The sequence below is a fragment of the Bradyrhizobium sp. 1200_D9_N1_1 genome (genome assembly GCF_052075915.1).
Lineage (GTDB): Bacteria > Pseudomonadota > Alphaproteobacteria > Rhizobiales > Xanthobacteraceae > Bradyrhizobium > Bradyrhizobium diazoefficiens.
Genome location: NZ_CP197226.1, coordinates 6,365,885 through 6,390,191 on the forward strand (window position 1 = coordinate 6,365,885; position 24,307 = coordinate 6,390,191).

The 24,307-nt window shown below is 68.1% G+C and carries 22 protein-coding genes and 3 riboswitches; of the genes, 5 read left to right on the forward strand and 17 right to left on the reverse strand.

All coding sequences use genetic code 11. The features are described 5' to 3' along the window. The first annotated feature begins 18 nt into the window (after window positions 1–18). Entirely contained in the window at window positions 19–1,209 is a 1,191-nt protein-coding gene (locus tag AB5K84_RS30690) for an MFS transporter (protein ID WP_011086066.1), read from the forward strand. Continuing rightward, window positions 1,190–2,557 (forward strand): amidase, encoded by a 1,368-nt coding sequence (locus tag AB5K84_RS30695; protein WP_011086065.1) that lies wholly within the window; start codon window positions 1,190–1,192, stop codon window positions 2,555–2,557. The genes AB5K84_RS30690 and AB5K84_RS30695 overlap by 20 nt, the downstream gene beginning before the upstream one ends. Window positions 2,558–2,712: 155 nt before the next feature. On the opposite strand, the gene AB5K84_RS30700 is transcribed toward AB5K84_RS30695, so the two are convergent. Both AB5K84_RS30700 and AB5K84_RS30705 read right to left on the reverse strand, forming a co-directional pair. Continuing rightward, window positions 2,713–4,134, reverse strand: a complete 1,422-nt coding sequence (locus tag AB5K84_RS30700; protein ID WP_011086064.1) for a PepSY domain-containing protein — start codon at window positions 4,132–4,134, stop codon at window positions 2,713–2,715. Between the two features lie 12 nt (window positions 4,135–4,146). Further along, the gene (locus AB5K84_RS30705) at window positions 4,147–6,495 is read right to left on the reverse strand and encodes a TonB-dependent receptor (protein ID WP_162603506.1); all 2,349 of its coding nucleotides are present in this window, start codon (window positions 6,493–6,495) and stop codon (window positions 4,147–4,149) included. Window positions 6,496–6,608: 113 nt separating this feature from the next. Continuing rightward, a riboswitch (cobalamin riboswitch) is annotated at window positions 6,609–6,810 on the reverse strand. 72 nt (window positions 6,811–6,882) lie between these two features. Between AB5K84_RS30705 and AB5K84_RS30710 the strand changes: the two genes are divergently transcribed. Beyond that, a complete protein-coding gene (locus tag AB5K84_RS30710; protein WP_038966025.1) occupies window positions 6,883–7,455 on the forward strand; it encodes a histidine phosphatase family protein in 573 nt (190 codons plus the stop codon). A gap of 6 nt (window positions 7,456–7,461) precedes the next feature. Here the strand turns inward: AB5K84_RS30710 and cobT are convergent, their stop codons facing one another. The 8 genes from cobT to AB5K84_RS30750 all read right to left on the reverse strand — a co-directional run bounded on the left by cobT (window position 7,462) and on the right by AB5K84_RS30750 (window position 14,664). Beyond that, window positions 7,462–8,514, reverse strand: a complete 1,053-nt coding sequence (gene cobT / locus AB5K84_RS30715) for a nicotinate-nucleotide--dimethylbenzimidazole phosphoribosyltransferase (RefSeq protein WP_011086060.1) — start codon at window positions 8,512–8,514, stop codon at window positions 7,462–7,464. Window positions 8,515–8,524: 10 nt separating this feature from the next. Then, a complete protein-coding gene (gene cobF / locus AB5K84_RS30720) occupies window positions 8,525–9,274 on the reverse strand; it encodes a precorrin-6A synthase (deacetylating) (protein WP_011086059.1) in 750 nt (249 codons plus the stop codon). Window positions 9,275–9,320: 46 nt separating this feature from the next. Beyond that, complete coding sequence (locus AB5K84_RS30725) at window positions 9,321–9,998, reverse strand: energy-coupling factor ABC transporter permease (protein WP_011086058.1); 678 nt, start codon at window positions 9,996–9,998, stop codon at window positions 9,321–9,323. Between the two features lie 37 nt (window positions 9,999–10,035). Next, window positions 10,036–10,255: riboswitch (cobalamin riboswitch) on the reverse strand. A 45-nt stretch (window positions 10,256–10,300) separates the two neighbouring features. Further along, window positions 10,301–11,032 (reverse strand): uroporphyrinogen-III C-methyltransferase, encoded by a 732-nt coding sequence (gene cobA / locus AB5K84_RS30730; protein ID WP_011086057.1) that lies wholly within the window; start codon window positions 11,030–11,032, stop codon window positions 10,301–10,303. Then, entirely contained in the window at window positions 11,029–12,339 is a 1,311-nt protein-coding gene (locus tag AB5K84_RS30735; protein ID WP_011086056.1) for a cobyrinate a,c-diamide synthase, read from the reverse strand. Before AB5K84_RS30735 ends, cobA begins: the two co-directional genes overlap by 4 nt. After that, window positions 12,339–13,121 carry a precorrin-4 C(11)-methyltransferase gene (cobM, locus tag AB5K84_RS30740; protein ID WP_011086055.1) on the reverse strand — a complete coding sequence of 261 codons (783 nt, stop codon included), beginning with the start codon at window positions 13,119–13,121 and terminating at the stop codon, window positions 12,339–12,341. The genes AB5K84_RS30735 and cobM overlap by 1 nt, the downstream gene beginning before the upstream one ends. Beyond that, window positions 13,118–13,486, reverse strand: coding sequence for a cobalamin biosynthesis protein (locus AB5K84_RS30745; protein WP_028172124.1), 369 nt, complete (start codon window positions 13,484–13,486; stop codon window positions 13,118–13,120). The genes cobM and AB5K84_RS30745 overlap by 4 nt, the downstream gene beginning before the upstream one ends. Next, on the reverse strand, window positions 13,483–14,664 hold the full coding sequence (locus AB5K84_RS30750) for a bifunctional cobalt-precorrin-7 (C(5))-methyltransferase/cobalt-precorrin-6B (C(15))-methyltransferase (protein ID WP_011086053.1): 1,182 nt from the start codon (window positions 14,662–14,664) through the stop codon (window positions 13,483–13,485). Before AB5K84_RS30750 ends, AB5K84_RS30745 begins: the two co-directional genes overlap by 4 nt. Between AB5K84_RS30750 and AB5K84_RS30755 the strand changes: the two genes are divergently transcribed. Beyond that, on the forward strand, window positions 14,663–15,409 hold the full coding sequence (locus tag AB5K84_RS30755) for a cobalt-precorrin-6A reductase (protein ID WP_011086052.1): 747 nt from the start codon (window positions 14,663–14,665) through the stop codon (window positions 15,407–15,409). The genes AB5K84_RS30750 and AB5K84_RS30755 overlap by 2 nt on opposite strands. On the opposite strand, the gene cobJ is transcribed toward AB5K84_RS30755, so the two are convergent. From cobJ to AB5K84_RS30790, 7 genes are read right to left on the reverse strand one after another with little or no spacing between them, the layout of a single operon-like run. After that, complete coding sequence (gene cobJ / locus AB5K84_RS30760; protein WP_011086051.1) at window positions 15,385–16,119, reverse strand: precorrin-3B C(17)-methyltransferase; 735 nt, start codon at window positions 16,117–16,119, stop codon at window positions 15,385–15,387. The two genes, AB5K84_RS30755 and cobJ, sit on opposite strands and share 25 nt — an antisense overlap. After that, the gene (locus tag AB5K84_RS30765; RefSeq protein ID WP_011086050.1) at window positions 16,116–16,847 is read right to left on the reverse strand and encodes a precorrin-2 C(20)-methyltransferase; all 732 of its coding nucleotides are present in this window, start codon (window positions 16,845–16,847) and stop codon (window positions 16,116–16,118) included. Before AB5K84_RS30765 ends, cobJ begins: the two co-directional genes overlap by 4 nt. A gap of 2 nt (window positions 16,848–16,849) precedes the next feature. Continuing rightward, window positions 16,850–17,479 (reverse strand): precorrin-8X methylmutase, encoded by a 630-nt coding sequence (locus tag AB5K84_RS30770; protein ID WP_011086049.1) that lies wholly within the window; start codon window positions 17,477–17,479, stop codon window positions 16,850–16,852. Continuing rightward, a complete protein-coding gene (gene cobG / locus AB5K84_RS30775; protein WP_011086048.1) occupies window positions 17,479–18,642 on the reverse strand; it encodes a precorrin-3B synthase in 1,164 nt (387 codons plus the stop codon). The genes AB5K84_RS30770 and cobG overlap by 1 nt, the downstream gene beginning before the upstream one ends. Beyond that, complete coding sequence (gene cobN, locus AB5K84_RS30780; protein WP_011086047.1) at window positions 18,639–21,887, reverse strand: cobaltochelatase subunit CobN; 3,249 nt, start codon at window positions 21,885–21,887, stop codon at window positions 18,639–18,641. Before cobN ends, cobG begins: the two co-directional genes overlap by 4 nt. Next, a complete protein-coding gene (gene cobW, locus AB5K84_RS30785) occupies window positions 21,887–22,936 on the reverse strand; it encodes a cobalamin biosynthesis protein CobW (protein WP_011086046.1) in 1,050 nt (349 codons plus the stop codon). The genes cobN and cobW overlap by 1 nt, the downstream gene beginning before the upstream one ends. Then, window positions 22,933–23,307: a DUF1636 family protein gene (locus tag AB5K84_RS30790; RefSeq protein WP_011086045.1), complete on the reverse strand. Its 375-nt coding sequence runs from the start codon at window positions 23,305–23,307 to the stop codon at window positions 22,933–22,935. Before AB5K84_RS30790 ends, cobW begins: the two co-directional genes overlap by 4 nt. Window positions 23,308–23,402: 95 nt before the next feature. After that, a riboswitch (cobalamin riboswitch) is annotated at window positions 23,403–23,622 on the reverse strand. 40 nt (window positions 23,623–23,662) lie between these two features. Between AB5K84_RS30790 and cobO the strand changes: the two genes are divergently transcribed. After that, a complete protein-coding gene (gene cobO / locus AB5K84_RS30795; protein WP_011086044.1) occupies window positions 23,663–24,298 on the forward strand; it encodes a cob(I)yrinic acid a,c-diamide adenosyltransferase in 636 nt (211 codons plus the stop codon). Window positions 24,299–24,307: the final 9 nt, after the last annotated feature.

Sequence of the window (24,307 nt, forward strand, 5' to 3'; positions counted from 1 at the left end):
TCCCCTGAGCGTGCCGCCATGGTAGACGGAAACGCCGCCGCTCGGCCAGCACTGCTGCCAGCCCTGGGCGCGATGACCTGGCTCCAGGCGCTGGTCGCGCTCGCCTTGTTCGCGCCCGGCGTGGTCGCGCCGCGCGCCCATATCGAGGTCTGGCAGCTCTCGATGTTCTCATGCGCGGTGTTCGCCGTCGGTATCCCCGCCTCGTTCTGGGGCGGCGGCTTCATCGCGCGGGTTGGCTCGCTGCGGATCGCGAGCCTGTGCGCGGCGGCCATCGTCGTCAGCATGGCACTGGCTTCGCTCGGATCGAGCGCCGCCCTGCTCGCCGCGGGCCTCTGCCTCGGCCTTGCCATGGGCCCCGAGACGCCGGCAAGCGCAGCGCTGCTGGCGCGGCTGGTGACCGCCGAGCGCCGCGCCTTCGTCTTCTCGGTGCGCCAGACCGGCAACCAGATCGGCGCGGTCTGCGGCTCGCTGGCCCTGCCCGCGATCGCCATCGCGTTCGGGCCGGCCTGGTGCTATGCGGCCGTTGCTGCCCTGGCGCTGTTCGCGATCGCGCTGTTCGAGTGGCTGCGGCCGGCCTACGCCGGCAAGCTCGTCCCGCCCCCAAAGCTCGATCTGCGCGCGCGGCTGGCACTGGTGACCGCGGACCGGCGGATCGCGATGCTGGCGCTGGCATCGATGCCGTTCAGCGCGATGCAGGTGTCGCTCAACACCGTCTTCGTCACGCTCGGCACCCGCGAGCTTGGTCTTGGCCATATCGAGGCCGGCATGGCGCTCGCCTGCGCGCAAGCCGGCGGTCTCGTCGGCCGGCTCGGCTGGGGCTACGTCGCCATGCGCCTCGACGCCCCCCGCGCCGTGCTCATCGTCATCGGCCTCGGCATGGCCTTCTGCGCCGCGCTGCTCGGCCTCGACGGCGGATCGCTCAGCCGCAACTGGCAGTTCGCAGTTGCGGCGCTGTTCGGCCTGACGGCCTCGGGCTGGAACGGCGTCTTCATCGCCGAGATCGCGCGCCTCGCCCCGCAGGACCGGATCGGCGAGACCACCGGCGCGGTGCTGACCGCGTCCTATGCGGGCCTACTGGCGGCGCCGGCCGTGGTGTCGATCCTGGACGGTGTGGCCGGCCTTGGCGCGGCGTTCTTCGCCTTGGCCTGTCTTGCCCTCTGCGGCACATTGGCGCTGATGTGGGGAGGCCATGACAAAACCGACGCATAGTGCGCGCGAGATCGCAGCCGCCGTCACCGCCGGGCGGATGACCGCCGTCGACACGGCGAAGGCCGCCCTTGGCCGCATAGACGCCGCCAAGGCCTTGAACGCAGTGGTCACGACCGATCCCGCACGCACGCTGGCCGACGCGGCGGCGGTCGACGATCGCCTGCGTGCCGGCGAGACAATGCCGCTGGCCGGCGTCCCCATCCTCGTCAAGGACAACATCTGGGCCAGCGGCTGGCGCATCACGCAGGGCTCGCGCCTGTTCGCCGATTTCATCGCGCCACAGGATGCAATTGCGATCGAGCGCCTGCGCAAGGCCGGCGCGGTCATCGTCGGCATTGGCGCAACCTCCGAATTCGCCAGCAAGGGCGTCACGACATCGCCGCTGTACGGCCCGACGCGACATCCCCTCGATCCCGCGTTGACGCCGGGCGGCTCTTCGGGTGGACCCGCCACCGCCGTCGCAGCCGGCCTCGTGCCCCTCGCGATCGGCACCGATGCGGGCGGCTCCAGCCGCAGGCCGCCGGCCCATGTGGGCGTCGCCGGCTTCAAGCCGTCCTATGGCGCGATCCCCTATGGGCCCGGTTTCGCCGAGCCGTTCTTCGGCCTGTCGGTCATCGCGCCGATCGCCGCCGATGTTGCCGATATCGCGCTGGCGTTCGAAGCCATGGCCGGCGCCGATCCGCGCGATCCGGATGCAGCCGGCATTGCGCAAGAAGCCGAGGACATCGCCGGCCTTCGTATCGCCTTCTCACCGCGGCTCGGGCTCGACGTTGCGGTCGATGACGTTGTCGCCAACGGGCTCGTTTCCGCAGTCGCGCGTCTCTCCGCCGCAGGACTCAGCATCGCGCTGCGCGATCCCACCTGGCCGGCGGGTGCGACGGAAGAGGCCCTCATGCCGCTTCAGCACGCTGGCCTTGCCGCGCTCCATGGAGACGCTTTTCGCAAGGACCCGACTGTCTTCGACCCTGACATCGCCAGGCAGATCGAGCGAGGGCTGTCCTGGTCAGGCGCGGACGTCGCGGGTGCGCTGGTCGCGAGCGCCGCGATCGCCAATGCCTTCGCGGCCTTCTTCGCCGAGGTCGATCTGCTGCTGACGCCGACAGTCCCCTGCGTCGCCTGGCCGTTCACCCAGCTCGGACCCGACATGATCGGCGGCCGTGCAGCGAGCCCGCGCGCGCATGCGGTGTTCACGCCGTTCGTCAATCACGCCCGCCTGCCGGCGATTTCACTTCCCTGCGGCACCGACGCCCGCGGGCTTCCATTCGGCCTCCAGATCATCGCCCGGCGCGGCCAGGACCGCACGCTGCTGCGCGCCGCGCGGCATATCGAGGCGCAGTTGCAGGCGTAGCTTTGCGAGATCGCGACGATTTCGGAATAGTCGCAATATACCCCTGTTTTGCCCGACGGGTCAAATCGCGCCGATGCCTGCGTAAGCCGTTGATTCCACTATCACCGGCTACTGTGCATGGGGTTGTTTTCGCACTTTTTGTTTGATCGGACGTCCTAGCTGACGAAAGACAGACGCAACCGCCACCAGCCGATGACGATGCCGGTGATGGAGAACACCAGTCCGAGCGCGCAGAGGCCCACGATCAGGACATCGCGCAAACGCGGATGCGCCTGCAGGACTGGAAAATCTAGCGTGTGCAGCGCGCCGTAGAACCAGCGATAGGCTCGCCGCGACGCATCCAGCCTTTGCAGCACACGGCCGTCGGCGCTGTCGATGTCGAACCAGAGGCCGCCGCAGCGGGAACGGTAGACGGGTCCACCGGGAACGACGGACTGCGCGGGATAATCGTCGCTATCCGCGAGAATAGACGGCGCATTGCAGGCTGTCGCAAGCTTCGTCACCATGCTCCCGATCACCCGCGCACTGACGATCGGCGCCTCCTCACTGTCGGGCCCAACCACAACCTGTTTCTCGAGACCAATCCGCTCGCGTCGATAGAGGCTGCCGTCAACGGCAAACCATTCGACCTCTCGGGCCGAGGGCGATATTCGCTTCCGTTCCGCCGATGGGGCGGTCGTCCAGTCCGGCGATGCATCGATCACGCCGGCTTCGGCCGGGGTCAGCTGCCCTCGCGAGAACAGCCGGCCGTGATCCATGGAGAGCCATCCACTGAAGATCCACGTCAGCACGAAGACGGTCGCCACGAGGCCGATGATATGATGAAGGGCGTGCCAGCCGCGATAAGGCGAGGAGATCCGGTATCTTCGCATCCTGGACCGCACGATTCCGAGCACTGCACCCAGCATGGCTGCAATCAGCGCCAACAGCGACAGCGTCCAGACCACGCCGTCCCACAGCGCCCAGTTGCTCCTGAGGACCGTCGGATAGATCCAGTGCAGGACGCTGCCGACGAGGTTCCAGCCGCGCTCGCTTCGCGTCGTATCCAGCACAACCTCGCCGGTGCGCGACGAGACGTAGAGCTCCGTTCCGGCCGCATCTCCGAGGGCCACGCGAAACAAGGGCCGGTGACGATCAAAGCCGTTCGGCACGCTCCACTGGTCGTAGTCCGCCTGCGCAACGACAGCCGCATGCGCGGCATCGAGCCCGCGTTGGCGCGCATGCACCTGCGCGATGGCGAGCGCGGCCTCGGGCGACCGCACCGATGCATCCTGTCCGTCTGTCGCGCGAACCGCGCGAAGGTGCGAGGACCCCGACACGACATAGACCGGCCCATCGCTCCGCTGAATCAGGCGCAGGCGCGTAGCATCGGCGATGCCGCTCGCGGCCACGGCATCGGCAACGCCGATCCTCACCTCCGTACGATCCACCGGCGCGAGACCGGCAATCCGCTCTGCTTCCGTCAGCGATGGAAACGGAACGAAGTGCATCACGATTCCCGTCGCGAACCACATCGCGAACAGCAGGCAGAACGCGATCCCGAGCCAGCGATGCAGCAGGACGATCGCGCCCATCATGTGGTCAGCGCCCTACCATTTGAATGCGGCCGAGAGTTCATAGGTTCGCGGCGCGCCCAGCAAGATCTGGTCGGGATAGAACGGATCGCCCCATATCGCGTAGCGCTTGTCGGCGATGTTGCGCACGCGGAAGGTCAGGCGAGCCTGATCGACCGCGTTGAATACCGTCTTGGGAATGTCGACGAAGGCATAGACGTCGGCGACGGTATACGCCTTCATCGTCACCGTGTTGGCATCGGTATTGTAGCGGTCGCCGACATGACGGCCGGTGATGCCGACTTCAACCGGCCACGGCGTGAAGAAGCGGTACGAGGCGCCAGCATTGGCAACGATGCGCGGCACGTTCGGCGGCGTGTTGCCCGAGAACGATCCGCCGACGAAATTGTAGTCGGCATAGCGCGCATCGACATAAGCGATGTTGCCCCACAGCCGAAGGGGCTCGATCGGCCGCACCGAGGCGGCGAGCTCGACGCCCTTCGACTCCTGCCGTCCCGCAATATTGAGCGCCTGCCCGCCGGCCGCCGCATAGACGTTCTTGCGCAGGATGTCGTAGGCCGAGAACGACCACTCCGCCCGGTTGTCCCAGAACAGGTGCTTGACGCCGGTCTCGTAGGTCCGCGCGGTCGTGAGGTCCAGCGGCTGGGTCGGCAGCAGCAGGAAGATGTTGTTGGCGGAGATATCAGCGCCGGTCGCGTACTGGCTGAAGAAGGTGAGGCCCGGAACGGCCTCCCAGGTGTAGCCGATGCGTCCCGTCACCGGCGCCCAGTCCTTGGTGAACGGAAAGCCCGCGTTCACCAGACCGTTCTCGTCGGTCGAGTTGCGGTCGAGCCCGATATGCTCGACGCGCAGCCCGCCGATCAGCGCGAAGGTCCGCGTCAGCTTCAGCCGGTCCTCGAACGACAGCGCCTCGTTGTCGATGCGCGCGGTCTGCTGCTTGGTCGCGAGCAGTCCGTAATAGCCACGATCGAAATCGACCAGCGGAACATAGTCGTTCGGGAATTTCGCCGCGCCTGGCCTGACGAAGTCGAGATAGCTCGACGACAGCGTCGTGACCAGCCGGTTGTCGAAGCCTGCGATGTTCGTGTCCCAGATCAGGTCGGTGATATTGCCGACAAGGCGCTGGCTGTGCGCGACATAGAAGCGCTCGCGATACACTTGGTTTTTCGTGGAATCGAACGCCTCGATCTCGTTGTTGAACCACGACCGCTCCGCGCCGTAGCCATAGGCCTGACTCTTCAGCGTCAGGTCCGGCGCCAGTTTCAGCTCGAAGCCGCCGCGCAACCAGACCTCTTGCGCTACGTTTCGGTTGTCGAGAACGTTGTAGTTGGTGTTGAAGGTGCGGTCATCGATCGTGACGGCCCCGAGGTCGGTCCTGTTGAAGTAGGTGCCGGAAACAATCCCCGTCGTCGCATGCGAGCCGCTGAAAGCGATCGGCACCAGCGGCGCGCCCCAATAGGCCTTCCCGCGATCCTCGCGGTACTCGATCGCACCCCAGACCTTGAGGCTGTCGGAGATGCGGTAGTTGAGCTGGCCGGACACGTCGAGCGTCTTGGTGTTGGTGTCGTCGACAAAGCCGTTGAGCGAGGAGCGGCTGATGTCGAAGCGGTAGTCGAGGCCCTGAACGTTGGTGCTGCCGCCCGAGCCGTAATGCGCGCGGAACGAGTTCAGGGAGTCGTACGAGAAGTCTGCCTCGTTGCGGATCGCTCCGGTGTGCGGCTGCTTGGTGACGAGGTTGATCGAGCCGCCGGCGGCGCCCTCGCCCGAGATCAGCGAGGCCGGGCCCTTCAGGAATTCGACGGCCTCCAGATTGGCGGTGTCCATGATCCGCGAGGTCATGTTCTGCGGGCCGATCTTGATGCCGTTGTAGAGCGTGTTGATCTGGCTGTTGGTGAAGCCGCGCATCGAGAAGCCCGCCGGCTCCCCCGGCGCGTCGCCGGAGGTGACGCCGACTGCGCCCTGCGCCACCTCGGACACGGTGCGATAGCCCTGCTCGCGCATGGTCTCGGCCGAGATCACCTCGACGGTCGCGGGCGTCTCGCGCACGGTGAGGCCGAGACGCGAGGCGCTCTCAGCCACCGCATTGCTGTTGAGCGGCGTTGGCGCCCCCGCGGCCGGCACGGCGGGCTTGGGCGCCGCCGATGCGACCACTGGCCTGCGTGCTGCTGCGCGGCGCGCACTCTGCGCGTCCCGGGCAGCCGGCTTGGCCGGCTTGCGGGACTGGGCGGGCGACACCTCGACAGGCGGCAGCGGTTCGCGGACCTGCTGCGCCAGCGCGGCGGGCAGGTCGGCGACTGTAAACGACGTGAGAGCAGCAGAGGCGAGCAGGAATCGGCGCGATCGTACAATACGGATGGAAGACACAGCGGGACCTCGGTATGACGTCAGTGGCACGTCACAGCGAACGAGGTCTCACCCTGGGCTTGTCAGCCCTCCGATGAAGCCGAATGTCTGTACTCCCCGACCGACATCTTCGCGTGTGACCACGGCTGACGGCAGGTCTCCTGGCTCGCGGGTCGTCACCACTTCGTCGCCTTCCCGGGACCGAGGACCCAGTGGCTTCTGACGAAGGATTATCCGCTTACAGTTGCGGGGGCAGCCGCGGCATTGGGGAAACATCCCCGCACCGCATTCCCTTTTCATCCCCTCTCGGGGGAACCCGTCGCGAGCATCTAGGATTACGATCGAGACAGAGTCAATGTGGCAGTTGCGGCGTTATTGCCACAGCGACCAACTTCCTTGGAGATAAGCATGGAAGGCGAGACCTTCCTCTGGCTGATACGCCATGCACCCGTCGACGGCGTCGCGGGGACGATTCACGCGCCGGACGCGCCCGCCGATCTCGGCGATCGCGCGCAACTGCAGGCGTTGCGGCAGCGCCTGCCGCGGGACTCTGCGAGCTATGCCAGCCCGTCGCGGCGCACGGTCGAGACGGCGCGCGCGCTGGGGCTCGAACCGGATCTGGTGGGCAACTTCAGCGAACAGGATTTCGGCGACTGGACCGGCCGGCGACATGACGAACTCGCCGCGAGCGGCGGCGAAGCCTATGCGCAATTCTGGGGCGATCCGGCGCACGCGCGGCCACCGGGAGGTGAAAGCTTTGAGGATCAGGTCGCGCGCGTCCGGCATGGGCTGTCACGGATCGGAGCCGGGCCAGCTACGCTCGTCGTGCATTCCGGCACAATCCGCGCCGCACTGTGCATCGCGCTGGATCTTGCGCCGCAATCCGCCTTGCGCTTCGTGATCGATCCGCTGTCGCTGACCAGGATCGACCGGCTCGCGACCGGCTGGCGCGTCGTGTCGGTCAATCAGCGCGTGGTGTGAGCCGGATCAGGCCGGGCGATCCGGCACATTGGCCTGCGCGAACGTCGCCATGCCGTTGTGAAGCGCACAGGCCGATCGCACCAGCGGCAGCGCGATGGCGGCGCCCGATCCCTCGCCGAGCCTGAGATCGAGGCTGATCAGCGGCTGCACGTTCAGTGCGCGAAGCACCAGCCGATGCCCCTGCTCCGCCGATTGATGCGAGGGCAGCAGGAAAGGCTGGCACGACGGATTGAGGCGCACGGCCGCCAGCGCCGCGACCGACACGATGAAGCCGTCGATCAATACGGGAATGCGGCGCTGCGCGGCCGCAATGATGGCCCCGCAGATGGCCGCGATCTCGAGGCCGCCGACGGCGCACAGGATTTTTTCGGGCGATGCAGCCGCAACGCCATGACGCACAATCGCGGCATCGATCACGCGCGCCTTGTGCGCACGGCCGGCGGCATCGACGCCGGTGCCGCTGCCCGCGATTTCCTCGGCGCTCACGCCGAGCAGACTCGCCGCGATCGCCGCCGAGGTCGTGGTGTTGCCGATGCCCATCTCGCCGAAGATCAGAAGATCGGGCTGGCTGGCTGCCGCGCGCGCAACCGCACGCTCGCCGGCCTCGAAGGCGAAGGCCAGCTCTGCAAGCGTGAGCGCAGCCTCGACGCTGAAATCGCGCGTGCCATGGCGCGGCCTGTCGGTGACGATGCCTATCATCTCGTCTTGCGACAGCGTGCCGGCGTCAACGACTTCCAGGTGCGAACCCAACTCGCGCGCCAGCACCGAGATCGCGGCGCCGCCCGAAGCAAAATTTGCCATCATCGCGATGGTCACGGCTTGCGGATAGGCCGACACGCCTTGCGCAACGATGCCGTGGTCGCCCGCGAAGATGATGATCGGCACGCGTGCCGCGCGTGGCTGCTCGGTCGCTTGCAGGCCCGCGAGCTCGATCGCGAGTTGCTCGAGCCGGCCGAGCGCGCCGGTCGGCTTCGTCAGTTGCGCCTGCCGCACGATCGCCGCGTCGCGATGGACCGCGGAGATTTCGGGGCACTTATGGTAGACCCATTCGGGGAGCATGCTGCCTCGCTTACGGCCTGCGCTTGAGGATGTAGCAGTCCATGATCCAGCCGTGCCGCTCGCGCGCCTCCTGCCGCAGCGCGGCGATGCGCGGGCCCACCTCGGCCAGCGCGCCGGACATGATGATCTGATCGGGCATGCCGAGATAGGCGCCCCACCAGATCTGGAGCCCGACCGGATCGAGCGACTGAAACGCCGTGCCGCCATCGAGCATCACGACCACGGTGTCTGCGCTTACCGGCCAGCCGCCTTCACGCAAGCGGCGGCCTGTCGTGACCAGAAAGGGCTCGCCGATGTCGTTGAGCGGCAGCGCATGCGCCGCGCACAACGCCTGGATCGAAGTGATGCCGGGGATGACCTCGATCTCCGGCAAGGGATCGAGCCGGCCCGCAATGCGCAGCGAGGAATCGTAGAGCGACGGATCGCCCCAGATTAGCAGCGCGACCCTGCCATCCCCTTCGAGATGGCTCGTGATGGTCTGCGACCATTTCGCGGCGACCGCATCGTGCCAATCGTCCACGCCCTTGCGGTAGTCCGCCTCGCCTGCGTCGCGCACGGGAAGATCGAACTCGGCGATGCGCGTGTTGTCGCTGGTCAGCACATCCGCGCAGATCGTCCGCCTGAGATCGGCGAGATCGGACTTTGCGCTCCCCTTGCGCGGGATCAGAACGAGATCGGCTGCGTTGATGGCGCGGGTCGCGGCGTGCGTGAGCTGCTCGGGATCGCCGCAACCGATGCCTATCAGGGAGAGCGCGAGCATCGTGTTCGCGAAGGGCGGCCATGACGGCCGCCCTTTCGCTTGTCTCTCAGGCCGCGTTGTGCAGGCGCGGGGTGACGAGGCCGGGCGCGGTGACGCCGCGCAGCGACTTCGCCAGCGCCAGCACGGCGAGATCGGCCAGCGGCTCGATCACGATGACGAGCGCATAGGAGGCCGCGAAAGTCGCGATGTTGACGAGGTTGGTCATGGCAAAACCGGAGCCATAGAGCGCCCAGAACGCCACCCAGCCGATGACGCCGGCCTGATAGGTCGTCGAAAGCGCCAGCGCCTGGCGATACCTGAGATCGACATAGGCGGTGTTGCGGGCAATGATCCGCGTGGCGATCGCCTGGATCGCGAACAGCGGCACCAGCAGCGTGGTGACGTTCATGCCGTATTGCGGCAGGTCGGCCGGCTCGAAGAGCACGCCCTGGAACAGCAGGCCGAGCGCGAGGCCGAAGGCCGCGGGCGCAGCACCGAACAGCAGGAACAAGGTCGAGCCGAGGATGAAGTGCACTTCGGACACGCCGACCGGGAAGTGCGGCAGGATCTCGAAGAAGGTGAACACGAGGCCCGTGGTGGCGAGTGTCCGCGCCGCGAACGACGTGATGCCCTGCTCGCGCACGGTCTCAGCCGCGAGCTTCAGCGCAACGCCGCCTGCGGCGATGCCGGTTGCGTAACTCAACGCGAGCTTGGCGCCCGTGACGACTCCGGGTTCGATATGCATGGCTCAGTCCTTTCCTGCCGTCACACCCGACGGCCTTGGCCTCAAAACATGCACGGCCGGTCTCCTGGCTCGCGGTTCACTGGGGTTCTCCGGCCTTCCCGGACCTTGCGGCCCAGTGGCGGTTCGGAGCCCCTCACCGCTTACAGTCGCGGGGGCGGCTGGGGTTTTGGGCGCCGCAACTGGGTCCGCCCATCCCCATTCCCGATTATGCTCCGGCGCTTTGCGCCACCTCGAGCACCATGCCCGTCCTGTGTGCCCCTTTCGCGCAGCCTGCGTCAAGGGCCGAACGGCGGCGGTGGCCGTCATGACGGGTATTCTCCCGCCAGTGCGCCGAACAGGATCACGGCGGCCGTCGAGGCAGCCCCGCCCCGCGCAAGCTGCTCGGCAAGCTCGGCAATCGTGGTGCGGACCAGCCGCTCGTCGGGGCGGCCGAGGGATTCGGCGAACAGCGCCGGGGTGGTCGGCGCGAGGCCGTGCGCGATCAATTTTGCGGCAAGCGCCGGAAAGGTGCGGCGGCCCATATAGACCACGGTAGTCGCCTCCGGATCGGCCAGTGCCGCCCAGTTCAGGTTTTGCGGCAGCTCGCCGGTGACGTCGGCTCCGGTCACGAACTGCACGCGACGCGAGGTGTGGCGCCGGGTCAGGGGGATGCCGGCTTGCGCAGCGGCCACGCAGGCCGAGGTGACGCCGGGAACGATCTCGTAGCCGATGCCGGCCTCGCGCAGCGTTTCGAGCTCCTCCTCGAGCCGTCCGAAGATGCCGGCGTCGCCCGACTTCAACCGCACCACGCGCGCGCCGGTCGCGGCATAATCGACCAGCAGGCGGTTGACGTGATGCTGCTTGGTCGAGGGCCGCCCGGCCCGTTTCCCGACCGCAACGAGATTGGCGCCGGGACGGGCGAGATCGAGAATCGCGCCGGACGCGAGGTCGTCATAAAGCACGACATCGGCCTCGCGCAGCCGCGCGGCACCCTTGAGCGTGAGAAGCTCGGGGTCGCCGGGACCGGCGGAGATGAAGGAGACAAAACCGCTCACCGGTCCTCCGCGATCAGATGGAAGAACGTGCCGGTGGCATTGCCTCGGCGCGAACCGGTCTCGGCGATGACCGCACCGGTCGCGTCGTGCACCACCGCGAGCGGCATGTCGGGCTGGGCGGCAATCGTCGAATAGTGGAATTCGTGGCCGCGCAGGCGCGCGCCGGGGCTATGTCCCGGCATCGGTGCGGCGAGTTCGGCGAGACGATAGCCCAGATGCATGCGGCGTTTGGCAAAGCTCGTCTCCAGGCCGAGCAGGCCCGCCATCTCATGGCGGACACCGTCGGCGTCGGTCAAAGCGGTTCCGAGCACCATATAGCCTCCGCATTCACCATGCACCGGTCGTGTCTCGGCGAAGGCGCGCAAGCCGCTACAAAAGCGCGCATTGGCGGCGATCTTCCCGGCATGAAGCTCGGGATAGCCGCCGGGCAGCCAGCAGACATCGGCGCTCGCGTCGGGCGCCTCATCGGCAAGCGGCGAGAAGGTCGAGATGTCGGCACCCGCCGCGCGCCAGGCTTCCAGCATATGCGGATAGACGAACGAGAATGCCGCATCGCGGGCAAGCGCAATGCGCTGCCCGGGCGGCGTCACGTTCAGACCGTTCGCAGCGGGTTGCGGCGCCCAGGCGGCAGCCGATTGCAGCACCGCATCGAGATCGACATGCTCGGCGACGAAACGCGCGGCCTCGTCGATCAGTTTTCCGATCTCCGCCTGCTCCTCGGCCTGCACCAGGCCGAGATGCCGCTTCGGCAGGCTGATCTCGGCATGGCGCGGCAGCGCGCCGAACACGGCGATACCGGCGTCGTCAAGCGCGCGCCGTACGAGGTCTTCATGGCGCGGGCTGGCGACGCGATTGAGCACGACGCCGGCAAGGCGCACGCCCGGGCGGTAGTCGCGAAGGCCCGCAGCGATCGCCGCCGCCGTCTGCGCCTGTCCCGAGGGATCTATCACCAGCAGCACCGGCCAACCCAGCATCTCCGCAATGTCGGCGGTGGCGCCTGTGCCGGAGACGCCACGCGCGGCGACGCCGTCGAACAGACCCATCGAGCCCTCGGCAAGCACGACATCGGCGTCGGCGCCGCGGCCGACGAGATGCGCGATTCCCCCGCGATCCATCGCCCAGCTATCGACGTTGACGGAGGCGCGGCCCGTCGCAGCGGCATGGAAGGCGGGGTCGATATAGTCGGGCCCGCTCTTGAAACACTGCACGCTCAGTCCGCGATTGCGCCAGGCGCGCGCGAGCGCCAGCGTCAGCGTCGTCTTGCCGACACCGGAGGCAGGCGCGGAGATGACGAGCCCTGCCGGCATCAGGAGGCCTCCGGAAAGCGCGGCTCGGCGCCGACCGGCCGATAGCGGCGGTCGTAGTCGGCGGCATAGAGGCGGCTCTCGTCGAAATCCGCGGCGCCAAGCGTCTTGCCGACGAGAATGAGCGCGGTGCGTTCCATCTCGGCGCCGACGGCGGCATCGAGCGTCGCAAGCGTGGCGCGGACGATGCACTGGTCCGGCCAGCTCGCGCGCCAGACGATGGCGACCGGGCAATCCGCGCCGTAGTGAGGCAGCAGCTCCGCAATCACCTGGTCGAGCAGATGGATCGACAGATGGATGGCGAGTGTCGCACCGGTCGCAGCGAAGGCGGCGAGCTTCTCCCCTTCGGGCATCGCACTGGCGCGGCCCGGCGTGCGCGTCAGCACCACGGTCTGAGCGAGCCCCGGCAAAGTCAGCTCCACCTCGAGTGCCGCGGCGGCGGCCGAGAAAGACGGAACGCCGGGCGTCACGGTGAAGGGAATGTCAAGCGTACGGAGACGGCGGAGCTGCTCGCCCATCGCCGACCAGATCGAGAGATCGCCGGAATGCAGCCGCGCGATGTCCTTGCCGTCCGCATGCGCGGCGGCGATCTCCGCGATGATCTCGTCAAGCGACAACGGCGCGGTGTTGACGATGTGCGCGCCCGGCGGGCAATGCGCCAGCACGCCCTCAGGCACCAGCGAGCCGGCATAGAGGCAGACCGGACAGGCGGCGATCAGGTCGCGTCCGCGCAACGTCAGCAGATCGGGAGCACCCGGCCCGGCGCCGATGAAATGCACCGTCATGCACCGTCTCCTTCCGCGATCGCGGCCGTCGCGGTACGGTCCTGCGAAATCACCCGGGTCGCAATCAATCGGGCGCGAGGGCCGGCCGCGGCGAGCGCCGCGGCTTCGGCGACCGATCCGGTCCCGAACTTTTCCGCGATGAGCCTGGACTGCGTCGGCGTGTCGATGCCGGCCAGCACCTCGGGCGACACCGCCCTGATCGGCACACCGCATTCGCGCGCGAGCTGCTGCAGCGCTTCTACATCGGCCTTGTCGCTGACGGTCGCCACCGCCGCAAGGTCTTCAGCGCCGCCCGCCGCCAGCAGCGCCTCACGCAACGAGGCCAGCGTGACATCCTGCCTGAATCCGAGCCCGGCGACCTTCATCGGACCGCACTCCACTGCACCACGGGACGCGCCGCTTCCCAGGATCGGTAGCGGCCGAGCGGGCCGGCATGGGCGATCTCGACCCGCATCAACTCGCCGCCGTGGCGCTGGTGCAGTTCGCCAAGCAGCGCTTCCGTCTCCAGCGTCACCGCATGCGCAACGAGCCGTGTGCCTGCCCCGATGCGCGACCAGATGGCATCGAACATCGCGCTATCGAGACCGCCGCCGAAGAAGACCGCATCCGGCGCGTCCAGCCCGGCGAGAGCCTCTGGCGCACGGCCCGTGACAACAGCGATCCGATGCGCCAATCCGAACGCCGCCGCATTGCTGCGGATATTCGCGGCGCGATCTTCGCGCATCTCGATTGCCGTCGCCGTCCCGCCGCAAAGCGCCCACTCGACCGAGATCGAACCCGATCCGGCGCCGATATCCCACAACCGTTCGCCCGGGCGTGGTGCCAGCGCAGAAATCGCGAGCGCACGCACCGGCCGCTTGGTGATCTGGCCGTCATGAGCGAAGAGATCGTCGGGAAGTCCCGAGCTGCGAGGAATGCCCTGAGCTCCCTTCGCCTCCACGGCCACCGCGACCAGGTTTCCGGCGAGATCGCCAGTAAAACCATCGGCACGATGTTCCGCAATGCTTTCGCGTGGCCCGCCGAGCGCGGCGAGAGTCCAGAATGCCGAGGCGCCCCATCCGCGCTCGCTCAGCCACTTTGCAAGGTCGCCTGCGGCCTTGCCGTCACGCACGAGGCAAATGATGCGCGCGCCAGGCGCAAGGTGTGGCACGAGGCGCTCGAAGGGCGCGGCGTGGAGACCGAGGCAGACGACGGATTCAAGACGCCAGCCGAGCCGCGCAGCGGCGAGCGAGAATGTCGACGGCGCAGAATGTGCGACCCACTCACCCGCCTCAAGCTTCTCGGCAAGGCTTGCGCCGGCGCCGTGCCAGAACGGATCGCCGGAGGCCAGCACCGCGGTCGGCCGGCCGCGGCGGCTGAGCACGGCCTCCGCATCGAACGGCACCGGCCACGGATGGCCGCGCCCGGTCACACCGGCAAGCGCGAGATGACGCTCACCACCGAAGATGGTTTCGGCCTCACGCAGCGCCTTTCGGCTTGCGTCCGACAGCCCGGCAAGGCCATCTTCGCCGATACCGATGATGGTCAGCCAGGGATCAGCCATGACACGCGCCCTCATTCTGGGCGGAACGAGCGATGCGAGTCAGCTTGCCGCGGAGATCGCGCACGCCAGCATGGATGCCGTCTATTCCTATGGCGGCCGCACCCGTGCGCCTGCCGACCAGCCGCTGCCGACCCGCGTCGGCGGCTTCGGCGGCGTGTGCGGGCTCGCCGATTACATTCGCCGTGAAGGCATCACGCATGTGATCGACGCGACGCATCCTTTCGCTGCCGAGATGAGCCGCAACGCCGTCGCGGCATGCGCGGAAACCGGCACGCCGTTGATCGCGCTCGAACGCACCCCCTGGGCTAAAACACCCGGTGACAACTGGATCGAGGTCGGCGACGTCGATGCAGCGGTCGCCGCTCTGCCCGAGTCGCCGGCAAACGTGTTCCTCGCCATCGGCCGCCAGCACATCGCGCCGTTCGGGAATAAACCGCAGCACGCCTACACACTGCGCTTCGTCGATCCGCCCGAAGCGCCGCTGCCCTTCCCGGCTGACGTGATCGTGTCGCGCGGACCGTTCACGCTTGATGGCGAGCTGGAGATGCTGCGTACGCGCGGCGTCATATGGATCGTCGCCCGCAATTCCGGCGGCGATGGCGCGCGCGCCAAGATCGACGCGGCCCGCACGCTCGGCCTGCCCGTGATCATGATCGCGCGGCCGGAGTTGCCCGAGCGTCAGCGGGTCGAGAGCGTGGCCGAGATCATGCAGTGGCTTGGTCATCGCACCTGCCTCGGCGCATAGATCCAGCGGCCGACACGGCGCGTCTGCGAGTTGCCGACGATCACCAGCGTTCGCATGTCGGCCATCTCGGGCCGCGCCGCGTTGAGCGTGACGGTCTCGATCGTCTCGTCGGATGCGCTGATCGCGCGCGCGAAGATCACGAGCCGCTCGCCGCAGCCGGCGTCCTTCAGCACGGCCAACGCGCGGCCAAATCCTTCCGGCCGGCTCGCCGAACGCGGATTGTACAGAGCGATCGCGAAATCCGCTTCCGCGGCCAGCCGCAGGCGCTTCTCGATCAGCGCCCATGGCTTGAGATTGTCGGAGAGATTGATCGCGCAGAAATCATGGCCGAGCGGCGCGCCGGCACGCGCGGCCGCCGCCAGCATCGCAGTGATGCCGGGCAGCACGCGGATCGGGAGCTCGCGATATTGCGGCGCCTGCTCGAGCGCCTCGAACACGGCCGATGCCATCGCGAAGACGCCAGGATCGCCGGAGGAGACGACGACGACCTGCCCGCCTTCGGCGGCCAGGCGCAGCGCCTCGCTCGCTCGCGCGAGCTCCTCGCGGTTGTCGGATGGATGCAGCGTGAGCCCCGGTCGCGGCGGCACGCGCGCGACATAGGGCGCATAGCCCAGAATATCGGTGGCGGAGCCCAGCGCGGCGGAGACCTCGGGCGTCACCAGCGCGTCACTGCCCGGGCCGAGGCCCGCGATGGTCAGCGTGCCCGTCATTCGGCGGCGTCCAGATGCCGGCCCTTGCCGTGCACGAGCACGATCGCAAAATAGGGACAGTCGGCGGCATCGATCTCGGCGAGCCGCGCGACGCGCTCGCCCGGCATGGTGCCGCGCTCGACCAGCCAGGCATCGTCCAGCCTTCCGGCGGCGGCAAGCGCGCGGCGCACTTTCGCAAGATTGCGGCCGGTCTTCATGACGACCAGCGCATCGGAGTCCCGCATGCGGCGCTCGAGCTCGTCCTCCGCGAGCGTGCCCATCAGCACCGTCGTCACGTCGTCGCCGAGCGCGATCGGCTGGCCGACGGCATTCCAGCAGCCGACCATGCCGGGAATGCCCGCGATCACCTCGATCTCGACGCGTCCCTGCAAGCGCGTGTGCAGATGCATGAAAGAGCCGTAGAAATAGGGGTCGCCCTCGCAGAGCACGACCACGTCGACCGCGCGCGCCAGCCGCGCCAGGCGCTCGGCCCATTCGTCGTAGAAGCCGGCGAGCAACTGGACGTATTCCGCGCTGTCGAAAGCGATCTCGGTCGTAACAGGGTATTCCATGGGATATTCGGTCACATCGCCGGCGAGCATGCCCTCGACGATGCGGCGCGCCTGACCCGGCCTGCCCTTCTTGCGGAAATAGGCCACGTGCTGTGCGCCGCGCACGGTACGATCGGCGCGCACGCTCATCATGTCAGGATCACCCGGGCCGAGACCGCAGCAGATGATGCGTCCCATGACTATTCGCTCCGGCTCGCCAGCGCATTCACGGCCGCAACGGTGATCGCGGAACCGCCAAGGCGGCCCTCGACCGTCAACGCCGGCACCGGCGGATCGGCCATCAGCGCGGCCTTGGATTCAGCCGCGCCGACGAAGCCGACCGGACAACCGATGATCGCCGCCGGCCGCGGGCAGTCGCGGTCCTCCAGCATGTTGAGGAGATGAAACAGCGCGGTCGGCGCGTTGCCGATCGCGACGATCGCGCCGGCGAGATGCGGCCGCCACAGCTCCAGCGCCGCGGCCGAGCGGGTGTTGCGCATGGATTGCGCCAGCGCCGGGACCGCGGCATCGCCGAGGGTGCAGATGACGGCATTGGCCGCCGGAAGTCTAGCGCGCGTAATGCCCTCGGAGACCATGCGCGCATCGCACAGGATCGGCGCCCCCTTCTGCAACGCTACGCGCGCGGCGGTCGCCATGCCTGATGTGAAGCGGATATGCGCTTCCAGGCCCACCATGCCGGCGGCATGGATCATCCGCACGACGACCGGTTCCTCATCGGGCGTGAAGCGGGCAAGATCGGCCTCGGCGCGGATGGTCGCAAAGGATTGCCGGTAGATCGCCGCGCCGTCGGTCTCGTAGACATGCGGCATCAGTGCCCTCCCATCAGCATGGAGGGATTGCCGACGATGTCATCGCGGTTCAAGCCGCGCAGGATGGGCTCGTCGCGCGTCGACCCCCCGCGCACGAGATCGAAGCCGGCGCCGGTCGCGACCAGCGTGATCGCGGCCGCACCAGAATGAGCGCAGCCCTTGGCGCAGCCGGAGACGTGAAGTCGTGCGGCCGCGCCGATGTTCGGCGCGAGCGCTGCCGCCAACGCGCGGGTATCGGCATGCGCCTCGCGGCAACGCGGCGCGCCGCTGCAGGCGATGACACGCAGCGCCGGATCGTAGGCCTCGGTGATGAGGCCGGGCGTGGACGGCATGGTCCGCTTGCCCTCGCTCAGAACCATCCGCCACGGCGTCATGCGCAGGGCATGTCCGCAGCCGGCGAACTGGCTGAGCGTCGCATGCGGCATTTGCCCGAAGGCGACGCCGACCATCGCGCCCTGCGGATAAAGACCGGGGCGCGCCGCAGCCATGATCGGCACCGGCTCGGCCTCCCCGCGCAACGCGTCAGGCAGGGCTGCGCCAGCGGCAAGATGCGCCGCCATCCGCCCTCGCCCGTCCCGGGCACCGCCTGATGTCACGAACCAGGTTGCGAGCGCGAGGGCGGCGGTCACAGCCTCGCCGCGTCCGACGGAACGGCCGAGGCTGGCGCCATTGGCCCGCACCAGCAGTCCGCCGGCGCCATCGCGCTCGATCCGCACATCCGCGGAATCGCCGGCGAGCACGCGCGAAGTGCCGTCATCGATGGCAAAGCCGAATTTCGTCGGAAGCGCGAGCACGCTATTCTCGAGCGCCTCCTCGAGCTCGGCGGCAAGCGCCTGGGTCTCGTCGCCCGCGCGCCAGAACGGCGTCACCAGGATGTTGCGCCGGGATTCGGTGTCGGCGTCGGGATCGAGCAGCGCCAGTTGCGAAAGACCGTCGCGCAGCAGCCGGTGGCTGCCTTCGCTGACGCCTCTGATCTGGAGATTGGCGCGGCTGGTGACATCGATCAGGCCGTTGCCATGGCGTTCGGCCAGACGCGCCAGTCCAGAGATCTGCGCCGCATCGAGCCGGCCGCCGAACGGGCGCACGCGGACCACGAGCCCGTCGCCCGATTGCATCGGCCGCAGCGCGCCGGGGCACCAGCCCTTGACCATGGCCGCGCTCATGACGCCTCCCGCAACGCTGCCGCGATCGAATTGCGACGCGTTCGCCAGAGTGAGGCCTCATGCAGACGGGTGAAGCACGTCTCCATCGCGGCGAGCGCGGCGGAATTCTCGCGGGCCATGAAGGCGCGGACGTCGTCGTTGCCGAGCGTCGCGTCGTAGTAGAGATCGAACAGATGCGGCGGCACGGCGCCGGCGAGATGGGCGAAGGCGGCCATGTGCTCGAGTGTCGCGGTGATCTCGGCGGCGCCGCGAAAACCATGGCGCATCATGCCGGCGATCCAGGCCGGATTGGCCGCGCGCGCGCGGACCACGCGTGAGATTTCCTCCGTCAGCGTGCGCGCATGCGGCTGATCGGGACGCGTCGCGTCGAGATGATAGAGCGACGGTCCCGCCGCGCCGAGATGTGCTGCGGCCGCGGCAACGCCGGCCTCATGCGCGGCATAGTCGGCGGCGAGCAGAAGATCGGTTTCCGGCAAGTCCTGGACGTGGACGAAAGCATCGGCCGACGCGAGCCGTTTCTCGATGCCGGCGCGATCGGGCTTGATCTCGCCGTCGGCGGAGAACGCCCAGGACGACGCCGACAGCCAGGCCTCGCCGGCCGCATCGCGCGTCTCCGCCGTGAAGGCATCAGGGATCGCCGAGAGGCCGACGCCGTATTGCCCGGGACGCGGCGCGAACACGCGGGACGCACGGTGTCGGTACGGATTCTCGTCGCCCTCCTCCTCGCGCGCGGCGAGCGCCTCGGCCGCCGCTTCGAACAACTGGGCGAGGCCGGAGAAGACATCGCGGAACAGGCCCGACAGCCGCAGCGTGACGTCGATGCGGGGACGGCCGAGCTCGGCCGGCGCGATGATGTCATAGCCGGTGACGCGGCCGGAGGCGCGATCCCAGCGCGGCGCAAGACCCGCCAGATGCAGCGCCATCGCGAATTCCTCGCCGGCGGTGCGCATTGTCGCCGAGCCCCAGAGATCGACCACGAGGCCCTTCGGCCAGTCGCCGTGATCCTGCAAGTGGCGGCGAAGCAGCTCTTCCGCGAGCTTGATGCCTTGCGCATGCGCCGAGGGCGTCGGCACGGCGCGCGGATCGACGGCAAAGAGATTGCGTCCCGTCGGCAGAACGTCCTGGCGCCCGCGATAGGGCGAGCCCGACGGCCCCGGCGCGATGCGCCGGCCCGCAAGTGCGGCACGCAGCGCGTCCCGCTCCGCTTCGCCGCAGGCGCCGCGGCCGAACACGTGCAGGCCGTCGCCGAACTGGCTTTCCTTGAGATCGCAGACGAAGCGGTCGATCCGCGGGATCGCTTCGGCTGGCGCTGCCGATGCATCGAGGCCGAGATCGTCCTCCAGTCCGGCCACGCGGGCTTCGTCCCGGATCGCGGCGATCAGCCGCTGGCGGCGGGCGGGATCGAGACCATCGGCCGTCGAATATTCGTCGAGGAGCTGTTCGAGCCTGCGCAGGCCATCCGGCACGGCGGACTTTTCGAGCGGCGGCGGCAGGTGGCCGATGGTGACGGCACCGATGCGCCGCTTGGCCTGCGCGGCCTCGCCGGGATCGTTGACGATGAAGGGATAGATGACAGGGAGGTCACCGATCAGGGCTTCCGGCCAGCAGCTCGATGACAGCGCCACGGATTTTCCCGGCAGCCATTCCAGCGTGCCATGCGCGCCCATGTGAACGACAGCATCGCAGCCCTGCTGGCGGAGCCAGAGATAGAACGCGACATAGGCATGGCGCGGCGTGCGGGCGAGATCGTGATAGTCGGCGTCGCGCGTGGTTGCATCGCCGCGTTCCGGCTGAACCGCGATGATCGACTTGCCGCATTGGATTGCGGCGAAGTGGAACGCGCCGCCGCGGCAGCTCGGATCGCTCTCCGGCGCGCCCCAGGCTTGCGCGAGATCATCCGGCAAGGATTGCGGAAGACGCGAGAGCGCCGCGCTGTATTCGGCGACGCTCCAGGTGAGTTGCCGCCTCAGCAGCGTCTCACCGAGAGCCTGGACCGGCACGGCATCGAGGCCGGTCCCCGCAAGATCGGACATCAAGGCTTCGACCGAGGCCAACGCGTCAAGACCCACTGCGTGCGCGATCTGGTGCGGGCGGCCCGGATAGTTGGACAGCACGATCGCCAGCCGCTTCTCGCCGGCCGGCTTCACCACGAGCTTCTGCCGGGCCGCGACGCGCGCGGCGATAGCCTTCACGCGCCCTGGATCCGGGCGATGGGCCAGATGCGCGAATTGCAGGTCGGGATCACGTTCCGCAGCCGACTTGAAACTCACCACCCCCGCAAACAGGCGGCCGTCGACTTCGGGCAGCACCACATGCATCGCGAGGTCGCCGGGCGACAGGCCGCGCAGCGATTCCGCCCAGTCCTCGCGCCGCGCGGTGGAGAGCGCGACCTGGAACACGGGACACGATGCCGCATCGAACGGTGTCGTGCCGTCGTCGCCGATCGCGGAGAACGCGGTCGCATTGACGATCGCGGCCGGAGGATTTTCCACGAGCTGGAGCCGCAGCCAGTCCGCGACGCCCGCGGCCTTCAGCGAGGTGACGAACACGCCATAGGCGTCAAATCCCTTCTCGCGCAGCGTGGCAATCAGCGCATCGACCGGGCCGGTGTCCGCGGCGGTCAGGTACGACCGATAAAACGTCACCAGCGCGCGAGGCTTGCCCTCGCCGGCGGTCGGCACGGCGATGACACCGCGCGCGGGCTCGTAAAAGCCCATCTCGGGCACGGTCGTCTCGCCGACGACCGGACCGGCATAGAGTCCCGAGGCCAGCGCAAGTTGCGCAATCGCGGCCTGCGCTGCGACCGGACCGCCGGTGTCGCAGAGCACCTTGAGCCGGCGCAGCGTCGAGACAGGCAGCGTTGAGTATGCATCGAGCCGCGTGTCGTCGCGGCCGTCGGCCGGCAGCACGGCGAGCACGATACCGCGCGCCTGCGCGAGTTGCTGGAGAGCCGCGAGACCGTAGGGCCAATAGGACTCGCCGCCGATCAGGCGGACCAGAATGCCGCGTGCCTGGGCCAGCGTGCGCTCGATGTAGGTGTCGATCGAAAGCGGATGACGCAGTTCGGCGAGATTGGCGAGCCGCAGCGACGGCAGGCTGTCGCGGCCACGCCGCCAGCCGGCCGCGAACGCGGCAAGATCGGAATCCGAATACGAGAGCACCACGAGATCGGCCGGGTCCTGGCCGATGTCCCTTGGCGTCGCGGTCTCCTCGAGACCGCGGCTCTCGCGGAAGACGACGTGCATCAGATGCCAGATCCTGAAAGACCAAGTCCCGCTCTTATCGCGGCCTCGTCGATATCGCCGTGCTCGCCGATCACGACGAGCTTTGACTGCCGCGCGAGCGCGCCCCAGGGCTTGTCGAACTGGTGACGCACGCGCTCGCCGACGGCCTGGAGCAGCAGGCGCATCGGCTTGCCCGCGACCGCGATGTAACCCTTGGCACGCAGCACGTTCTGCTCGCGCGCCAGGCGCTGAACCGAGGCGACCAGCGCATCGACGTCGCCGACTTCCGGAAGATCGATCACGACGGACGCAAAATCGTCGTGCTCATGCTCCTCCTCGCCGTCGTGATGCGACGGGCGCGCGGCAAGATCATTCTCGGCGGCGGCACCGAGACCGAGGATGACGCGCGCATCGATCGCGCCGTCGGTAACGGCAAGCATCGGCACGCGGCGCGGCATCTCGGCGGTGATGGCAGCCTTGGCCGCTTCGAGTCCCGCCGGGCCGGCAAGATCGGCCTTGGTCAGCAGCACGATGTCGGCGCAGGCGATCTGGTCCTCGAACACTTCCGACAGCGGCGTCTCGTGATCGAGATTTTCGTCCGCCGCCCGCTGCGCTTCCACTGCGGCCGGGTCCGGCGCGAAACGGCCGGCGGCGACGGCCTCGGCATCGGCCAGCGCGATCACACCGTCAACGGTGATGCGCGAACGGATCTCCGGCCAGTCGAACGCCCTAAGCAAGGGCTTGGGCAGCGCCAGGCCCGAGGTCTCGATCAGGATGTGATCGGGCCTCACCGGCCGCGCCAGCAACAGCTCCATGGTCGGGATGAAATCGTCGGCAACGGTGCAGCAGATGCAGCCATTGGCGAGCTCGACGATGTTTTCCTCCGGGCAATTGGCATCGGCGCAGGACTTCAGGATCTGGCCGTCGACGCCCTCGCTGCCGAACTCGTTGACGAGCACCGCGAGCTTCTTGCCGTTGGGGTTGGCGAGCAAATGCTGGATCAGCGTCGTCTTGCCGGAGCCGAGAAAGCCGGTGACCACCGTGACCGGGACTTTTGCGAGCGAGTTCATTCGGCGGCCTCCGGCACGACGGCAATGGGGGGAATGCGCGCAAGCGACTGCTTGCGGAAGATCTCGGGACGGCTGCGCCAGGGCACAAGGCCGTCGGGCGCGGCCGCATAGGCGGCGGCGCCTGCGATCACGTCGCGCGCGTTGGCGTCCGACAGGCGGCCATAGACATAGGACCAGCGGCCGGGCGCACTGAGCGCCACCGAGCAGCCCTGGCTGCATGCCGACAGGCATTCGACCGGAACCACAGTGACACCATCGGGCACGCCGGCGTCGACAATCGCACCGTGAAGGCGCTTGCCCGGCGTGACTTCGCCCTCGCCAAGCGTCTCGCCGGCACGGCAGGTAATGCAGACGTGAAGTGTGACGCTCATCGCCTCTTCCAGAATAAACAGCGGGAGGCGAAGAGGCCCACGAACCGGTCTTGCGAGGGTCCGTTTCCCCGTCGCGGAACACCCCGTCCGCCGGTCCAAAATCGTCCGCGCTGGCAGGTCTCCCGGCTTGCGGAGCAGGGTTTTGCCCTTCGATCCCCGCCTTCCCGATCCCGTCAGGGATCAGTGGCCTCGGGCATCTCTCCGGTCACGGTCGCGGGGGCGGCTGCATTTTGGACCCAAATCTTGCCGATTCGGACCCTATCGCATTCCCTCTTCGCCTGTCATAGGACAGGAACCAACGCCGGGCCACCATTTGCCCCTGGCCGCCTCTTGTCAAGCCGAAGGACCCCGTCCGATGACGCCTGAACCGGATACCCAAACGGCCGAGGAAACCGATGCCCGCCACGCCGCGAAAATGGCGAAGAAGAAGGCCGCCCGCGACAAGATCATGGCGACCAAGAGCGGCGAGAAGGGCCTCATCATCGTCCATACCGGCGCCGGCAAGGGCAAGTCCTCCTCCGCCTTCGGCATGATCGTGCGCTGCGTCGCCCATGGCTACCCCTGCGCGGTCGTGCAGTTCATCAAGGGCGCCTGGGATACAGGCGAGCGGCGCCTCCTCACCGGCCATTTCGGCGATCTCTGCCAGTTCCACGCGATGGGCGAAGGTTTCACCTGGGAGACGCAGGACCGCGCCCGCGACATCGCCGCTGCGCGCGCCGGCTGGGAGAAGGCCAAGGAGCTGATTCTCGATCCCAGCTTGCGCATGGTCGTGCTCGACGAGATCAACATCGCGCTGCGCTACGACTACCTCGATATCGCTGAGGTCGTCGAGTTCCTGACGACGCAAAAGCCTGCGATGACACATGTCGTGCTCACCGGGCGCAATGCCAAGGACGAGCTGATCGAGATCGCCGACCTCGTCACCGAGATGACGCTGGTGAAACATCCGTTCCGCTCCGGCATCAAGGCGCAAGCCGGCGTCGAGTTCTGAAGACACACG

Excerpts from the sequence above, each read along its gene's own strand:
- AB5K84_RS30690 (WP_011086066.1), top strand. The coding sequence starts at position 19 with ATGGTAGACGGAAACGCCGCCGCTCGGCCAGCACTGCTGCCAGCCCTG.
- AB5K84_RS30695 (WP_011086065.1), top strand. The coding sequence starts at position 1,190 with ATGACAAAACCGACGCATAGTGCGCGCGAGATCGCAGCCGCCGTCACC.
- AB5K84_RS30700 (WP_011086064.1), bottom strand. The coding sequence starts at position 4,134 with ATGATGGGCGCGATCGTCCTGCTGCATCGCTGGCTCGGGATCGCGTTC.
- AB5K84_RS30710 (WP_038966025.1), top strand. The coding sequence starts at position 6,883 with ATGGAAGGCGAGACCTTCCTCTGGCTGATACGCCATGCACCCGTCGAC.
- cobT (WP_011086060.1), bottom strand. The coding sequence starts at position 8,514 with ATGCTCCCCGAATGGGTCTACCATAAGTGCCCCGAAATCTCCGCGGTC.
- cobF (WP_011086059.1), bottom strand. The coding sequence starts at position 9,274 with ATGCTCGCGCTCTCCCTGATAGGCATCGGTTGCGGCGATCCCGAGCAG.
- AB5K84_RS30725 (WP_011086058.1), bottom strand. The coding sequence starts at position 9,998 with ATGCATATCGAACCCGGAGTCGTCACGGGCGCCAAGCTCGCGTTGAGT.
- AB5K84_RS30735 (WP_011086056.1), bottom strand. The coding sequence starts at position 12,339 with ATGCCGGCAGGGCTCGTCATCTCCGCGCCTGCCTCCGGTGTCGGCAAG.
- cobM (WP_011086055.1), bottom strand. The coding sequence starts at position 13,121 with ATGACGGTGCATTTCATCGGCGCCGGGCCGGGTGCTCCCGATCTGCTG.
- AB5K84_RS30745 (WP_028172124.1), bottom strand. The coding sequence starts at position 13,486 with ATGAAGGTCGCCGGGCTCGGATTCAGGCAGGATGTCACGCTGGCCTCG.
- AB5K84_RS30755 (WP_011086052.1), top strand. The coding sequence starts at position 14,663 with ATGACACGCGCCCTCATTCTGGGCGGAACGAGCGATGCGAGTCAGCTT.
- AB5K84_RS30750 (WP_011086053.1), bottom strand. The coding sequence starts at position 14,664 with ATGGCTGATCCCTGGCTGACCATCATCGGTATCGGCGAAGATGGCCTT.
- cobJ (WP_011086051.1), bottom strand. The coding sequence starts at position 16,119 with ATGACGGGCACGCTGACCATCGCGGGCCTCGGCCCGGGCAGTGACGCG.
- AB5K84_RS30765 (WP_011086050.1), bottom strand. The coding sequence starts at position 16,847 with ATGGGACGCATCATCTGCTGCGGTCTCGGCCCGGGTGATCCTGACATG.
- AB5K84_RS30770 (WP_011086049.1), bottom strand. The coding sequence starts at position 17,479 with ATGCCGCATGTCTACGAGACCGACGGCGCGGCGATCTACCGGCAATCC.
- cobG (WP_011086048.1), bottom strand. The coding sequence starts at position 18,642 with ATGAGCGCGGCCATGGTCAAGGGCTGGTGCCCCGGCGCGCTGCGGCCG.
- cobN (WP_011086047.1), bottom strand. The coding sequence starts at position 21,887 with ATGCACGTCGTCTTCCGCGAGAGCCGCGGTCTCGAGGAGACCGCGACG.
- cobW (WP_011086046.1), bottom strand. The coding sequence starts at position 22,936 with ATGAACTCGCTCGCAAAAGTCCCGGTCACGGTGGTCACCGGCTTTCTC.
- AB5K84_RS30790 (WP_011086045.1), bottom strand. The coding sequence starts at position 23,307 with ATGAGCGTCACACTTCACGTCTGCATTACCTGCCGTGCCGGCGAGACG.
- cobO (WP_011086044.1), top strand. The coding sequence starts at position 23,663 with ATGACGCCTGAACCGGATACCCAAACGGCCGAGGAAACCGATGCCCGC.